At 49.1% G+C, this 14,134-nt stretch carries 13 protein-coding genes and 1 other RNA gene; 4 read left to right on the top strand and 10 right to left on the bottom strand.

Annotation, left to right across the window (positions count from 1 at the left end; genetic code table 11):
- Positions 1 to 106: 106 nt before the first annotated feature.
- The 4 genes from DU002_RS14515 to DU002_RS14500 are packed head-to-tail and all read right to left on the bottom strand — an operon-like array spanning position 107 to position 4,534.
- The gene (locus tag DU002_RS14515) at positions 107 to 1,291 is read right to left on the bottom strand and encodes an FAD-dependent oxidoreductase (RefSeq protein ID WP_114339121.1); all 1,185 of its coding nucleotides are present in this window, start codon (positions 1,289 to 1,291) and stop codon (positions 107 to 109) included.
- A gap of 22 nt (positions 1,292 to 1,313) precedes the next feature.
- Complete coding sequence (gene ubiH / locus DU002_RS14510) at positions 1,314 to 2,552, bottom strand: 2-octaprenyl-6-methoxyphenyl hydroxylase (RefSeq protein ID WP_114339120.1); 1,239 nt, start codon at positions 2,550 to 2,552, stop codon at positions 1,314 to 1,316.
- Positions 2,553 to 2,564: 12 nt separating this feature from the next.
- A complete protein-coding gene (pepP, locus tag DU002_RS14505; RefSeq protein WP_267897008.1) occupies positions 2,565 to 3,899 on the bottom strand; it encodes a Xaa-Pro aminopeptidase in 1,335 nt (444 codons plus the stop codon).
- 59 nt (positions 3,900 to 3,958) lie between these two features.
- Positions 3,959 to 4,534 (bottom strand): UPF0149 family protein, encoded by a 576-nt coding sequence (locus DU002_RS14500; protein ID WP_114339119.1) that lies wholly within the window; start codon positions 4,532 to 4,534, stop codon positions 3,959 to 3,961.
- 169 nt (positions 4,535 to 4,703) lie between these two features.
- Between DU002_RS14500 and ssrS the strand changes: the two genes are divergently transcribed.
- From ssrS to serA, 4 genes are all read left to right on the top strand, one after another.
- A non-coding RNA gene (ssrS, locus tag DU002_RS14495) (6S RNA) lies at positions 4,704 to 4,884 on the top strand.
- Between the two features lie 23 nt (positions 4,885 to 4,907).
- A complete protein-coding gene (locus tag DU002_RS14490) occupies positions 4,908 to 5,510 on the top strand; it encodes a 5-formyltetrahydrofolate cyclo-ligase (RefSeq protein WP_114339118.1) in 603 nt (200 codons plus the stop codon).
- A gap of 78 nt (positions 5,511 to 5,588) precedes the next feature.
- On the top strand, positions 5,589 to 6,251 hold the full coding sequence (gene rpiA / locus DU002_RS14485) for a ribose-5-phosphate isomerase RpiA (RefSeq protein ID WP_114339117.1): 663 nt from the start codon (positions 5,589 to 5,591) through the stop codon (positions 6,249 to 6,251).
- Between the two features lie 60 nt (positions 6,252 to 6,311).
- Positions 6,312 to 7,541: a phosphoglycerate dehydrogenase gene (gene serA / locus DU002_RS14480; protein WP_114339116.1), complete on the top strand. Its 1,230-nt coding sequence runs from the start codon at positions 6,312 to 6,314 to the stop codon at positions 7,539 to 7,541.
- 291 nt (positions 7,542 to 7,832) lie between these two features.
- Here the strand turns inward: serA and DU002_RS14475 are convergent, their stop codons facing one another.
- The 6 genes from DU002_RS14475 to epd all read right to left on the bottom strand — a co-directional run bounded on the left by DU002_RS14475 (position 7,833) and on the right by epd (position 14,065).
- The gene (locus DU002_RS14475; RefSeq protein ID WP_158538068.1) at positions 7,833 to 8,606 is read right to left on the bottom strand and encodes a DUF481 domain-containing protein; all 774 of its coding nucleotides are present in this window, start codon (positions 8,604 to 8,606) and stop codon (positions 7,833 to 7,835) included.
- Positions 8,607 to 8,727: 121 nt separating this feature from the next.
- Positions 8,728 to 9,477, bottom strand: a complete 750-nt coding sequence (locus tag DU002_RS14470; protein ID WP_114339114.1) for a DUF481 domain-containing protein — start codon at positions 9,475 to 9,477, stop codon at positions 8,728 to 8,730.
- A gap of 182 nt (positions 9,478 to 9,659) precedes the next feature.
- Positions 9,660 to 10,472: a mechanosensitive ion channel family protein gene (locus DU002_RS14465; RefSeq protein ID WP_114339113.1), complete on the bottom strand. Its 813-nt coding sequence runs from the start codon at positions 10,470 to 10,472 to the stop codon at positions 9,660 to 9,662.
- A 156-nt stretch (positions 10,473 to 10,628) separates the two neighbouring features.
- A complete protein-coding gene (fbaA, locus tag DU002_RS14460) occupies positions 10,629 to 11,705 on the bottom strand; it encodes a class II fructose-bisphosphate aldolase (protein WP_114339112.1) in 1,077 nt (358 codons plus the stop codon).
- 130 nt (positions 11,706 to 11,835) lie between these two features.
- Positions 11,836 to 12,999: a phosphoglycerate kinase gene (locus tag DU002_RS14455; protein ID WP_114339111.1), complete on the bottom strand. Its 1,164-nt coding sequence runs from the start codon at positions 12,997 to 12,999 to the stop codon at positions 11,836 to 11,838.
- A gap of 10 nt (positions 13,000 to 13,009) precedes the next feature.
- A complete protein-coding gene (gene epd, locus DU002_RS14450; RefSeq protein WP_114339110.1) occupies positions 13,010 to 14,065 on the bottom strand; it encodes an erythrose-4-phosphate dehydrogenase in 1,056 nt (351 codons plus the stop codon).
- Between the last annotated feature and the right edge of the window lie 69 nt (positions 14,066 to 14,134).

The following is a 14,134-nucleotide window of genomic DNA, read 5'->3' as shown; positions in this document are numbered from 1 at the left end:
AGCAAAAACAGTTGGTTTTAAGGAGAGAAGACGGAATTGTTAGAGTTCAACCACGAAAATCACAAAATGCATTCGGTAATCAATCCCTTGCCTTGATCTATCCAAGCTACGATGTCACACCACGGATCGCCAGTTTCGCCAACAACGATTTGAGCGGCGACAACTCGTCAACTCCGCGCATACCTATGCCTCTGACGAACTTTAATGGTGCAATGTCCAAACTAAATAGACGCTTGATCCCTTCCATTGCAGCTATCATCGCCACGGTTTCAGCTTTGCGCTCACGTTCATAACTGCGTAGATGACGGCGTTGCCCAAGATCTTTATGTGCAGCTTGCAACGCTAACAGGTGAGTCGCCAGAGCACTGGCATCTTTAAAGCCTAAATTAACCCCCTGCCCCGCCAAGGGATGGATGGTGTGAGCAGCATCCCCCATCAACACCACACGATCACAGCTCCAGTCTCGCGCGTAGCGCATGGTTAACGGCAACGCCACGGGTGCATTAAGCGTTTCACAAAGGCCCAGTCGCATATCAAACGCGCTGGCGAGCGCTTTGTTAAACTCGTCAAGAGGCAGTGATGTCAGGCGCTGAGCTTCACTGGGCGGCAGTGACCAGACAATGGAGCTTAAATGCGGATCGGGTAGCGGTAAAAAAGCCAACGGGCCACTGGCAGAAAAGATCTGGTAAGCCGTGCTTTGGTGGGGCTGTTCGGTTTTCACTGTCGCAACGATGGCGTGATGATCATAATCCCAAAAGGTTAACGGCAGCTGTGCTTGCTTACGTAGCCATGAGTTAGCGCCATCGCCGGCCACGACCAGTGGTGCAGAAATAGGTTCGCCGCTATCAAGCAGTAGCCAGGCATCTCGCTCGCCGACGGTGAGCTTTTCCGGTGCCACCCCATACATTAATTGGATATTAGTGGCGTGGGTTAAACGCTGATGCAAAGCATAACAGAGGTGGCTATTTTCAACGATATGACCAAGATAATCGACGCCCAAGCCATCGCTGTTAAAGCCAATTTTGGCAAAGCTGTCTTTTTCCCAAACCGCCATTTCGCGATAGGCAGTTAGACGGCTTTGATCTCGATATTGCCATGCGCCAATACGTTGCAAAAAACTATCGCTGGCATGGTTCAACGCGCTGACACGATGACTGAACTCGCCACTCGGGACAACCGGTGCTTCGCCTTTATCAACCAAGGCCACACGAAGTTCACTGTCAGCCAGCGCCGCCGCCAAACTTAGGCCGACCATGCCGCCGCCGACAATGATCAAGTCAAAACTGCTCATCTATCATTCCTTAAAATCGTGATCACGTCGGCGAGTGGCCAGACAAGAACGAGCGGGCGACTAACCCCATACCCAGCTCTGCCACTGGTTTCTGTAATGGCGTAATAAACTGTAATGCGGCCAACCCGCTACTTCTGGATAGTGCCAAGACGCGAGAGCGATTGGAAAACAACCGACAAAGACCATCGGTAAACTGAACCACCTGCTGGATATCCGGCTCCCGCTGATCGCGATACTGCCGTAACAGCTCGTAGCTGCCAATATCACTGTTCACCGTTTTGGCTTGCCTAATCAACTCAACCAGACATTGAACATCTCGCATGCCCAGGTTAAACCCTTGCCCGGCAATAGGATGCAGCGCATGGGCAGCATTGCCCAGCACCACGCTGCGATGACGCACAATATGATCCGTACGCATCAGCTGCAACGGGTAACTGTCCCGTTGGCCAACCTTGTTAATTCGACCTAAACGATAACCAGCCACTTGCTGCAACTCAGCGATAAATTGTGTATCACTCAATTGCTGTACTTCGGCAGCGCGCTCTGCTGATAAGCACCACACTAACGAAGTACGGCCACCGCTCATCGGTAGCAGAGCCAGAGGCCCTTGACTGGTAAAGCGCTCAAATGCCCAGCCATTATGAGGCTGCTCACACATCAAATTAGCAATCACCGCAGTTTGCTCATAAGGGTAAAAACTGGCGGTGATCCCTAACTTGTCACGGGTTGTCGACTTCCCGCCATCAGCCACCACCAAGAGTTGACAGTTAAGTCGGTGGCCACTGGCTAAAGTTAACTGGGTGAGTTCCACCGCAGGCGCCACTGCAACCACAGTGTCAGGGGCAAACCACTGCACCTGCGGATGAGAGCTCAGCTTCGCCGTTATGCTCTCGCCAAATGGCTGTACTTCTAATACTTGGCCAAAACAACGGGCGCCGAGTTTTTCCGCATGGAGGTTAGCAGCACCAAAATGGCCGCGATCCGACACCTGGATATCGGTGATAGGCGCGGCTTTATCGCCCAGCCCCGACCACAGCCCCCACCGCTGCAGTTGACCCACGGTATTAGCTGACAACGCCAACGCACGATGATCAAAAGAGGGATGGTTATCACTATTCTGTGCGCTGCTTTTTAGCGCGGAGCCGTCAACCAACGCAATAGTCAACTCAGGTACCGCTTGCAGCAGGCCCCAAGCAAGGGTTGCCCCCACCATGCCGGCGCCAACAATAACTATATCTACCTGTGTCGTTTGCGCTGACATATGCCGATATCCTTAAGCAAGGGCGTTAGCGGCGGCCATCAAGGATTCGATATCGCTGATCTCCTTGATCGCGGCAGCGGTCAGCACTTCATGCCCTTCGGCAGTCACCAGCAGATTGTCTTCGATACGGATCCCGGTACTGCGCCACTGCGCGTCGACATCAGCGTCGGCGTCGATATATAAGCCCGGTTCAATGGTCAACACCATGCCTGGCGCAAAAGGCCGCTCAACATCATCGAGCTTATACTCACCCACGTCATGCACATCCAAGCCAAGCCAGTGGCCGATACCATGCATGTAATAGGGGCTAAATGCTTTCTCTTTGATTAGCGTGTCCAGCTCTCCGTTGAGAATACCTAGCTTAAGCAGCCCTTGGGTTAGCACCCGGATCGCGGTGTCGCCAACCTGCTTTAAAGTGTTACCCGGTTTAACCATGGCGATGGCGGCTAACTGCGCATCCAGCACCAGCTGATACAAGATTTTCTGTGGCTCACTGAATTGACCACTGACAGGGAAGGTACGAGTAATGTCAGCAGCATACATCTGCAGTTCACAGCCAGCATCAATCAGTACTAAATCACCACGGTTCAAACCGTCGCTATTTTCGGTGTAATGCAAAATGCAGGCATTGTCACCGCCACCGACAATGGTGCCGTAAGCAGGTGAACGAGCGCCACGCATGGCAAATTCGTGATGGATCTCAGCTTCGAGTTGATACTCCGTAGCGTCAGCATTGGCAAACGCCATGGCGCGGTGATGAGCATCACAAGAGATAGCAGCCGCTTCACGCATCAGAGCGATTTCAGCGTCCGATTTGATCAAACGCATCTCATGCAGCAGAGTCCGCGCGTCAAAAATTTCTGTCGGCGCTTTCCAGCCTTTTTTCGGGCCGCTACGTAGCAGAGTGAAGATATCAAACAGGCGTTGATCGAATTCCGGGTAAACCCCTTGGATCATATATACGCGCGACTTACCGTTTAACGCTTCACGCAGGCGTTCACTTTGCTCTTCGATGTCGAAGGTTTGATCGATGGCTAACACTTCTTTGGCCTGTTCAGGGCCTAAGCGACGCCCTTGCCATACCTCTGCCAGCTTGTTTTTACCACGGCATAACAATTGGGTTTGCTGCGACTCCCCTTTAAGTAAAAGCAACACAGCATCAGGCTCATTAAAGCCACTCAGGTAGTAAAAATCACTGTCCTGACGAAAGGGAAATTCGGTGTCACGACTGCGGGTCAACTCACTGGCTGCAGAAAATACAGCCACGCTGTTTTCCGCCATCTGTTCTAAAACACGCTGCCGGCGCTGAACATACTCTGCTGTCGAAATTTTTAGGGATGCGCTCACTACGTTACTCTCTTCAACGAAACCGGCTTCAATGAAACAGGCTGCAACAAAATCGGGAATTAATGCAATCTCGGCTTCGGCTCTGCGAGCCCCTTGCGATCACCAAATTCATTAAAGCAGTACATCGCGGACACGCGAAGGTACTCAACCACTTCAACGAAAGCCGATTCCACCTCTTCCGTATCCTCCCCTTCATCACCCAGTGATACCCGGGTCAATTCGGAAAGGTCACTAAGCACTTCCTTTAACTCATCAGACGCCTCTTCCAGCGAGCCACAAGCCAAAGCAAAACCCGCAAGAAAGCCATCAACCCAATCTGCCATCGCATCCACCCGCGACAGCAGTTCGGTTTCATCGTCTGGTAACAGTGGCGCAAACGCCATGGTGTCGTCGATCAACACCTGACACACCTGTTGATAAACACGGCCACACGCTTCTTCCAGATCTGATGGCAAGCCATAGCCTTCATTTATCGCATCGGCCAACGGCGCGCGCCAACTACGCCCATCCAGCGGCGTTCCACCACAAACCAGTCCGGAGATAACACCATGAACTTCAGCAGCAGAAGCCAACATTTGAAACCGAGTTAACAGTTCGCTGAAATCTTCAAAATCGTAAATTGAGTTCGCGCTCATCGCCCAACCATTTGCGTAATAAATTCATTGGATATCCTAGCATTGACCCGATGCCAGACCAACGGCAGTCAATGAGTTAGATGAAAAATCTATCTCCGTCATCTGTATAGGGTTGACTTCAGCCCCATCTGCCACAGACAATGGCGGCACAAGCGAAGCTTACCTTTTAGCTTTCCTGGTGTGTTTGCCAGCGGGTTACGTCCCTGAGCCGATATCCACATTTAAAGGGTTTTCTCGTCACTGCTATTGTGCATGCTCAGCTCGACTGAGACGCCTACGGCAGAGCAGGATTCCCGCCTTGAACCGGAGGGTTCAAGGGCTGACACTCGCAGCGGCACACTGGGAAACACCTTACTTTAGACAGCGATTATCATTGAATAGCAGCCGTCAACAAATACGTCAGCAGATCCGCCTGCGACGTCAACAGCTTTCAGATAGCGAGCAGCGCCTTGCCGCTGAAAGCCTGCTTAGCCAATTACAGTCGTTTCAACCATTTGTTGATGCCCAACGGGTGGGTATTTATCTCGCCAATGATGGCGAAATCGACCCCGATCCGATTATCCAATGGCTATGGCAGCAGCAACGGCAAGTGTATCTGCCACTGCTGCACCCTTTTTGTAAAGGCCACCTACTGTTTCTCCAGTATCAACACGATACCCTGCTGATACGAAACCGTTTTGGTATTCCGGAACCTAGCCTTGACGTGACGCAGATATCCCCCTTGAACGAGCTGGATATTATCCTCTGCCCTTTGGTGGCCTTTGATGCCAACGGCAACCGTCTTGGTATGGGCGGTGGCTTCTATGATCGCACCCTCAGTCGATGGCAAACCAATGCCAATAACAAGCCCTTGCCTGTGGGGCTGGCCCACGACTGCCAACATGTCGACAGCCTGCCGCATCAGCATTGGGATGTGCCATTGCCGACAATCATTACCCCGAGTAAACAATGGCAATGGACAATCAAATCTATTTAGACGTCTAGACTTCTACTGCGCAAGATTCTCGGCTATAATTCCGCCTCCTTCAGTCAGTACTCCGAGATAGGGGCAGGCATGACACAAGATGAATTGAAAAAGGCGGTCGGTTGGGCCGCACTTGAATATGTTGAAGAAGGCACCATTGTGGGTGTCGGTACCGGTTCGACCGTGAACCATTTCATCGATGCCCTTGCCACGCGCAAGCATGATATAGAAGGCGCAGTATCCAGTTCGGAAGCCTCAACTGAGAAACTCAAAGCTCTCGGTATTCCTGTGTTTGACCTCAACAGTGTCGGCGAACTAGGTGTGTATGTAGATGGCGCTGATGAGATCACTGAACATCTGCACATGATTAAAGGTGGCGGTGCCGCACTCACTCGGGAAAAAATCGTTGCCGCGGTGGCAAAGCAGTTTGTCTGCATTGCGGATCAAAGCAAGCTGGTACCGATTTTGGGGAACTTCCCCTTACCCGTAGAAGTTATCCCGATGGCGCGTAGCTATGTTGCCCGTGAGCTGGTCAAGCTCGGTGGCGATCCGGTATGGCGCGAAGGCGTTATCACCGACAACGGAAACTATATTCTTGATGTTCACAACCTAAAGATCATGGATCCACCAACACTGGAAACACAGATCAATCAACTGACCGGGGTTGTGACCAATGGCATTTTTGCTCGCCGCAGTGCAGACATCGCACTAATCGGCAGTGAGCAGGGTATCGCTAAGGTTACCCTAGACTAACAGCCAGCCCGCTCGGCGCGGGCGAAGCTCCGATTTATCCGTTTGGAATTAGGTTTCAGAATGCGCAAAATTTCGCTAGATAAACACAAAATCAAAATCCTGCTTTTGGAAGGACTGCACAACAGTTCAGTGGAAGTACTCAAGGCCGCGGGCTACGAGAACATCGTTTACCACAAAAGCTCGTTGTCCGATGCAGACCTCAAAGAAGCGATCAAAGACGTTCATTTCGTAGGTATTCGTAGCCGCAGCCAATTAACCGAAGAAGTGCTCGATTGCGCAGAAAAACTGGTGGCCATCGGCTGTTTCTGCATCGGCACCAATCAGGTAGATTTAGCGGCCGCAGAAAAGCGTGGCATCCCGGTATTTAACGCGCCGTTTTCAAACACGCGCTCGGTTGCTGAGCTGGTGTTAGGTGAGATCCTGTTATTGTTACGTGGCGTGCCTGAGCGCAATGCTAAAGCACACCGTGGTGAGTGGGATAAAAGCGCTGTCGGTAGCTTCGAAGCCCGCGGCAAAAACCTCGGCATCATCGGCTATGGCCACATCGGCACCCAGCTGGGTATTTTGGCTGAAACCATGGGCATGAAAGTTTCGTTCTACGATATCGAAACTAAGCTTCCTTTGGGTAATGCCAGTCAAGTAGCCAGTATGGAGCAGCTATTAGCACAGTCTGATGTGGTATCACTGCACGTACCTGAAACCGCACAAACCAAAGATATGTTTGGCGCCACTCAATTTGCCCAGATGAAGCAAGGTTCTATTTTCATCAATGCTGCACGTGGCACTGTCGTTGTCATTGACGAACTATGCGACGCGTTGCGGAGTAAGCAGGTATCAGGCGCTGCTATCGACGTATTCCCAGTAGAGCCTAAAGCTAACGGCGAAGAGTTTGAGAGTCCGCTACGCGAGTTCGACAACGTGATCCTGACCCCACATGTTGGCGGCAGTACGCAAGAAGCACAGGAAAATATTGGTATTGAAGTGGCGGGTAAACTAGCCAAATACAGTGATAATGGTTCAACGCTGTCTGCGGTTAACTTCCCTGAGGTATCACTGCCTGAACATGCCGGTTGTAGCCGACTATTACATATTCACCATAACCGTCCGGGCGTGATGAATCAGATCAACCAAGCGTTTGCCGCGAAAGAGATCAACATCGCTGCCCAGTATCTGCAAACCAGCGCGGATATAGGTTACGTCGTTATTGATATAGATACAGAGCAGGCAGATATAGCGTTAGCCGAACTGCGTGCGATTGACGGCACTATGCGCTGCCGTATCTTGCACTAAGTTACTCCGTCGGGGTTTACAGACCTGACAAGCAAAAAATACGGCGTCTAACTAAATAGTTAGGCGCCGTTTAAATTCCAAACCAAGCTAGAAATGGCTAAGCTTATTCACACACAGCTATTGTTTCTAAGCATCCTGCGTATACCGCAATAACCTTTAAGAAAGCACTCTTTTAGAGTAGACAAGCTTTTGAAATTATTGCGATATTTCAATATGAAATTTAGAAATATCGATCGCAAATAGAAGTATACAATTGAAAGCTTACCCTCGCTAATTGCGAGCAAGACCGCCTCAGAAACTATAGAGCAGGGTTAAGCTAGTACGGGTGTCAACTTCCTCTAAGGTTTCATCTTCAAAGCCATCATCATCCACGGGCTTACTTTGATAAACCATAAAGAAACTTAATCGAAGAGAAAGTTGACCAATTAACTCCGCCGAAAGAGCGGTTTCTGAACGGGTAATACGGTTCTCTTGACCAATCTCTGTAGAGAACACTTCGGTGAGAGTAGCAGTATCACTGACCTGCCACTCAAATCTAGCCGCACCCCGGGCGATCGCCTCCTTGTCCTTATCACCCGCCTCATTGCTCCGAAAACCCGGCCCCAGTTCCAAATCCAGATAGGCAATATCGGCCTGCCATGCGCGCCAGCCATACCCTGCTGAAATAGTGATCAGATTGCGCATACCGTTAAAGCGATCATTTTCGTAATCCCCAAGTGCAAAGGTATAACTACTGGTTTCGTTCCACTCTTTCTCTGCTTTCAGCGTTACCTTGTAACGCTCCTGCGAGGTAGATTCGTCATCTTTTTTAAAATCTGATTCGAATGCATAGCGATTACGCCAACCAATTAGGAAGTGATCAACCTCAATACGGCTACGATAGCTGGTGGTTTCTGTATTACCAGTAGAGTTATTGAAGCCTGCTTCGACAAAGCCAGCGAAACCTCGACGAGCCAAATCTTCATCACTGACTTCATCATCTAGTGGCGACCAAAGATCAGCGAAAGCGGAACAACTAAAGAGAGAGAAAAGAGACAAGATAAAAGGGATGATGACTAAGCGCACTCTCCCCTCCATCTAGATTACAAAAAACAACAATATGCGCCTATGTTACTCAAGGCTGACTGAATGGCAATCCTTGAGAGCACAGAGTGGAGCGAACATAGATCCGCTCCTTTTAACAAGATCAGAACTTATAAAGCAAAGTCACAGCCGTTCGAGTATCAGTACTATCCAGCTCTTCGCCATCATCCTCTTCCGCAGGATCGGTCTGGTGAGTAACAGTGAAAGAGACTTTCAAAGCCAATGAGCCAATCACGTTGGCTGTCAGCGCACTTTCAGAACGACTAATCGTATTGTTTTGACCAATTTCAGAACTTAGGCGTTGAGTGAACTTGGCTGTATCACTGATATCCCAAGCTAAGTTACCGGCAAGACGCGCAATCCATTCATCATCTTGCTCATTGGCATCATTAGTACGATAACCAGGACCACCTTCTAAGTCTAAAAACAGAGTTTCTGTTTCTAGAACCCGTTGACCATAGCCGACAGAGATAGTGTTGGCATCTTCCATACCGTTAAAGCGGTCGTTCTCATAGCTGTAACGGAAGAAGGTATAGCTGTTTGGGGCGAACTCCCACTCGCGGTTGCCCTGAGCAGAACCAAAGTAACGCTCTTCTTTGGTCTCTTCATCATCTTCTTTGTAGTCTGTTTCGATAACGTAGTTGTTGCGCCAACCAATCAGGAAATGGTCCACATCGATACGGGTGCGATAAGCGGTGGTCTCAGTGTTACCCGTCGTCATATTGAAGCCAAACTCAATACCGCCAGCAAAACCCCGTTTCTTTAATTCTTCTTCAGTTAAATCTGTTTCAGCAAAAACAGGTGCTGATAACAAGGATGCAACCGCCAGCACAGGCAATACAAAACCTTTCATAAAATTCCTCTAACTTTTTCTGGGGCAACACTTTGTTATGGTAATGGGTGTGTTACTTATATGTGACGTGAAAACTAGGTTAATAATTCGACGGGGATTATGCCTGTATTCAAGCAAAAGCTCTAGCACTGTTGCAGTGCTAGGCGCCTCTGCAACAAGTGCTTTACTAATTCAGCGCAACATTACGGCTTGCTGAGATGCACATCCATCTGCGGGAATGGGATAGTGACACCTGCTTCGTCATACGCCTGCTTAATCTGCTCATTAAGATCAAAGAAGACCGTCCAGTAGTCAGGGGTATTCACCCAGCAACGTACAGCAAGATTCACCGATGAATCCGCCAGTGCAGCGACGCCAATAGTGAAATCATCATCTAGCACGAGGGCGTGTTGCTTCATCACTTGCTCCGCAACACTCTTTGCCTTAGCTAGATCGCTGTCATAAGAAACGCCGATCACTAAATCGACCCGGCGCTTAGATTCACGACTAAAGTTAGTAATCGCACCACCGGTGACCTGTGCATTGGGTACCACAATCACTTTGTTGTCTGGCGTTTTCAGTACCGTCGAAAATATCTGAATAGATTCTACGCTGCCCGACTTGCCGCCCGCTTCCACGTAATCGCCCTTATTAAACGGGCGGAAAATAACAATCAGCACACCGGCGGCAAAATTAGATAACGACCCTTGCAGCGCCAAGCCGATAGCCAAACCGGCCGCAGCAATAACTGCCGCAAAAGAGGTTGTTTCAATACCCAACTGAGACAAGGTGACGATCACGGTTAACGTCATCGCCGCGTAGTAAACCAGATTGCCAATAAAACCGACTAACGTCGCTTCTACAGATTTAGCGTTCATCATTTTTTCGACAATATTACGCACAGAGCGGGAGATCAGGCGTCCAACGAAAAAGATGACTAAGGCCAGCACCACATTGGTGATCAATGCTTGCAACATTGGCTGGCTGTCAGTGATCAAGACTTCAATTTGTTCCATGGGAGTCATTCCTTACTTTTGATTCTTATACGTCTCTCTGAATATGAGACCCCTGTACAACTCTTCCCAGGCGATCCGTCCCATAGTGTGAGCTAGAATCGACCATAAAAAAACCCGCCTAACGGCGGGTTTTTAAAAATGCTAAAAACAGTTCAATTACAGAACGTCAATCGCATTCAAGTCAGCAAATGCTTTTTCCAGGCGAGTAACCATGCCAGCCTGACCAGCACGCAGCCATACGCGAGGATCGTAATGCTTCTTGTTAGGTGAATCGTCACCATCAGGGTTACCGATCTGACCCTGCAAGTAAGCTTCTTTCTCTTTGTAGTAATCCATCACACCTTCCCAAGTAGCCCACTGGGTGTCAGTGTCGATGTTCATCTTGATTACGCCGTAACCGATAGACTCTTGGATCTCTTCTTGAGTAGAACCAGAACCGCCGTGGAATACGAAGTTCAAAGAGTTAGCAGGCAAACCATGCTTCTCTGAAACATAGGCCTGAGAATCACGCAGGATGGTTGGAGTCAGAACAACGTTACCAGGCTTATATACACCGTGTACGTTACCGAAAGACGCTGCGATAGTGAAACGTGGGCTAACTGCGTTCAGTTTCTCGTAGGCATAGTCTACTTCTGAAGGCTGGGTATACAGCAAAGAAGTATCCATGTCTGAGTTATCAACGCCATCTTCTTCACCACCAGTACAACCCAATTCGATTTCCAGGGTCATGCCGATTTTGCTCATGCGCTCAAGGTACTTGGCACAAGTTTCGATGTTTTCTTCCAGGCTCTCTTCTGACAAGTCGATCATGTGCGAGCTGAACAGAGGCTTACCAGTTTCTGCGAAGAACTTCTCGCCAGCATCTAACAGGCCGTCGATCCAAGGCAGCAATTTCTTAGCAGCGTGGTCAGTATGCAGGATAACTGGAACACCGTAAGCTTCAGCCATCTGGTGAACGTGCTTAGCACCAGCAATAGCACCCAAGATTTGCGCTGTTTGACCTTCGGCTTTCAGACCTTTACCAGCGAAGAATGCAGCACCGCCGTTAGAGAACTGAACAACAACAGGTGCTTTCACCTTTGCTGCCGCTTCCAAAACACCGTTTACAGAGTCTGTGCCTACACAGTTAACAGCAGGCAGAGCAAAGTTGTTTTCTTTAGCGATGGCGAATACTTTCTGAACATCATCACCGGTAACAACACCAGGCTTTACAACGTCAAAGATCTTAGACATAACAAATTTCCTAATTGAGATACGTTTTCTTAGTGTTCCAAATTGTGACTCAGTTCCATCACTTATGGTTTGCTAACAAATGTAGCAGGAACACAGCAAAAGGCGGGTAAACAACACCCGCCAGCTTGAATTAACCTTTCGCGCGTTCTTCCAGCATTGCTACTGCTGGCAAAGTTTTCCCTTCAACAAACTCAAGGAAAGCGCCGCCGCCAGTAGAGATGTAAGAAACATCTGCTTTAATACCGAACTTGTCGATAGCAGCCAATGTGTCACCACCACCAGCAACAGAGAAGCCTTCGCTCTCTGCAATTGCTTTAGAGATAGACAGTGTACCTGCTTCGAAGTTCTTGAACTCAAAAACGCCGACTGGACCATTCCACAAAATAGTCTTGGCATTCTTCAGGATCTCAGCCAGTTCAGCAGAGCTGTTAGGACCAAGATCGAAAATCATGTCGTCGTCAGTCACTTCACTCACGTCTTTAATTTCTGCTTCAGCATTTTCGTCGAATGCTTTGGCACAAGCAACATCAGTAGCAACTGGGATAGAGCACTCTTTCATCAGCTTTTGCGCTGTAGGGATCAAGTCAGCTTCATAAAGTGACTTACCTACATTGTGGCCAGAAGCCGCGATGAAAGTGTTAGCAATACCACCGCCAACAACCAGTTGGTCAGCAATTTTAGACAGTGACTCAAGTACTGTCAGCTTGGTAGATACTTTAGAACCACCAACGATAGCCACCATTGGGCGCGCAGGCTCAGCCATTGCTTTGCCTAATGCATCCAACTCACCCGCCAACAAAGGGCCAGCACAAGCAACAGGCGCATACTGAGCAACACCATGGGTTGAACCCTGTGCACGGTGAGCCGTACCAAAGGCATCCATCACGAATACGTCACACAGTGCAGCGTACTGCTTTGCCAGACCTTCTTCGTTCTTCTTTTCGCCTTTGTTAAAGCGAACATTTTCCAGAACAACCAACTCGCCAGCTGCAACGTCAACGCCTGCCAAATAGTCTTTTGCCAAACGTACAGGTGCTTTAACAGCGTCCGCAAGGTAGTTAACTACAGGCTGCAGTGAAAACTCTTCAGCGTATTCGCCTTCAGTTGGGCGACCTAGGTGAGAAGTCACCATCACTTTTGCACCGGCTTTCAGGGCAATTTCGATGGTAGGCAGTGATGCTAGGATGCGCGCATCCGAAGTCACTTTGCCATCTTTCACAGGTACGTTGAGATCTGCACGGATCAGGACGCGTTTACCGGCCAGATCCAGATCAGTCATTTTAATAACAGACATGGTGATTCCTCTATGTTCGACTGAAGTTAAGCGAATTGGGTTGAGTTTGGGAGACCGCATTCATTATAGACCGACATGTATCAATCATCCGGTTTGCGAATCCCCATTCGTTGTCACACCAAACTAGTAATTTGATCAAATGATGGTGGCTGACTCGTGTTTGCGTTCCATCCACAATCGATGAGTGTGGATCATGATTAAAGTCAGCAGAAACCAAAGGTTCGTCAGTATAAGACAGGATTTGGGAGAATTCTCCCTTAGCTGCGCTTTGTAGTAATTGATTTACATCACGGATCGATACTTTCTTGTGAACTGTAACCGACAAGTCCATCGCAGTCACGTTAATCGTCGGCACTCGCACGGCAATTGCCTCAAATCGACCCGCGAACTTCGGCAAGATCCGCTCCACTCCCACAGACAACTTGGTATCAACAGGAATAATGGAGTGGCCAGCGGCGCGAGTTCGACGTAAATCCGGATGATAGGCATCAATGACGGGTTGATCATTCATCGCCGAATGGATGGTCGTGATCGCGCCAGATTCGATGCCAAACTCATCATCCAATAGCTTGATCACAGGCACGATGCAGTTGGTGGTACAAGAACCGTTAGATACGATCCGATCTTCGGCCTTCAATACAGCTTCATTAACGCCCCAAATAACGGTGGCATCAACGTCTGCTTCGGTACGGGCAGGTTGCGAAAACAAGACCTTTTTCGCGCCAGCAGCAAGATGTTGCTCTGCGTGTTCACGGCGATTAAAACTACCGGTACATTCAAACACCACATCAATAGCCAACTCATCCCAAGGTAGCTGAGAGATATCGGCCTGCTGTAAGAGTTGAATATCATCATCACCCACCCGCAAAGTCGTCTGTTCCAATTCTACTGAACAGTTAAAACGACCATGGGTAGTGTCATAGCGAGTTAAGTGAGCAATGGCGTCAACATCAGCCAACTCATTAATCGCTACCACCTTAATATCTTGTTCGCCACGCTCATAAAGTGCACGCAGTACACTGCGCCCAATACGGCCATAGCCATTTATCGCAACTCTTATCGTCATACCACAGTCTGATAGGTGCAATTTAAGAAGAGATATAAAAAGACGAGCCTAAGGCCCGCCTTTAATATC

Source organism: Corallincola holothuriorum (assembly GCF_003336225.1).
GTDB lineage: Bacteria > Pseudomonadota > Gammaproteobacteria > Enterobacterales > Neiellaceae > Corallincola > Corallincola holothuriorum.
The sequence above is the reverse complement of the archived record's forward strand: the minus strand, read 5'-3'. Positions and strand labels throughout refer to the sequence as shown.

Excerpts from the sequence above, each read along its gene's own strand:
- DU002_RS14515 (WP_114339121.1), bottom strand. The coding sequence starts at position 1,291 with ATGAGCAGTTTTGACTTGATCATTGTCGGCGGCGGCATGGTCGGCCTA.
- ubiH (WP_114339120.1), bottom strand. The coding sequence starts at position 2,552 with ATGTCAGCGCAAACGACACAGGTAGATATAGTTATTGTTGGCGCCGGC.
- DU002_RS14500 (WP_114339119.1), bottom strand. The coding sequence starts at position 4,534 with ATGAGCGCGAACTCAATTTACGATTTTGAAGATTTCAGCGAACTGTTA.
- rpiA (WP_114339117.1), top strand. The coding sequence starts at position 5,589 with ATGACACAAGATGAATTGAAAAAGGCGGTCGGTTGGGCCGCACTTGAA.
- serA (WP_114339116.1), top strand. The coding sequence starts at position 6,312 with ATGCGCAAAATTTCGCTAGATAAACACAAAATCAAAATCCTGCTTTTG.
- DU002_RS14470 (WP_114339114.1), bottom strand. The coding sequence starts at position 9,477 with ATGAAAGGTTTTGTATTGCCTGTGCTGGCGGTTGCATCCTTGTTATCA.
- DU002_RS14465 (WP_114339113.1), bottom strand. The coding sequence starts at position 10,472 with ATGGAACAAATTGAAGTCTTGATCACTGACAGCCAGCCAATGTTGCAA.
- fbaA (WP_114339112.1), bottom strand. The coding sequence starts at position 11,705 with ATGTCTAAGATCTTTGACGTTGTAAAGCCTGGTGTTGTTACCGGTGAT.
- DU002_RS14455 (WP_114339111.1), bottom strand. The coding sequence starts at position 12,999 with ATGTCTGTTATTAAAATGACTGATCTGGATCTGGCCGGTAAACGCGTC.
- epd (WP_114339110.1), bottom strand. The coding sequence starts at position 14,065 with ATGACGATAAGAGTTGCGATAAATGGCTATGGCCGTATTGGGCGCAGT.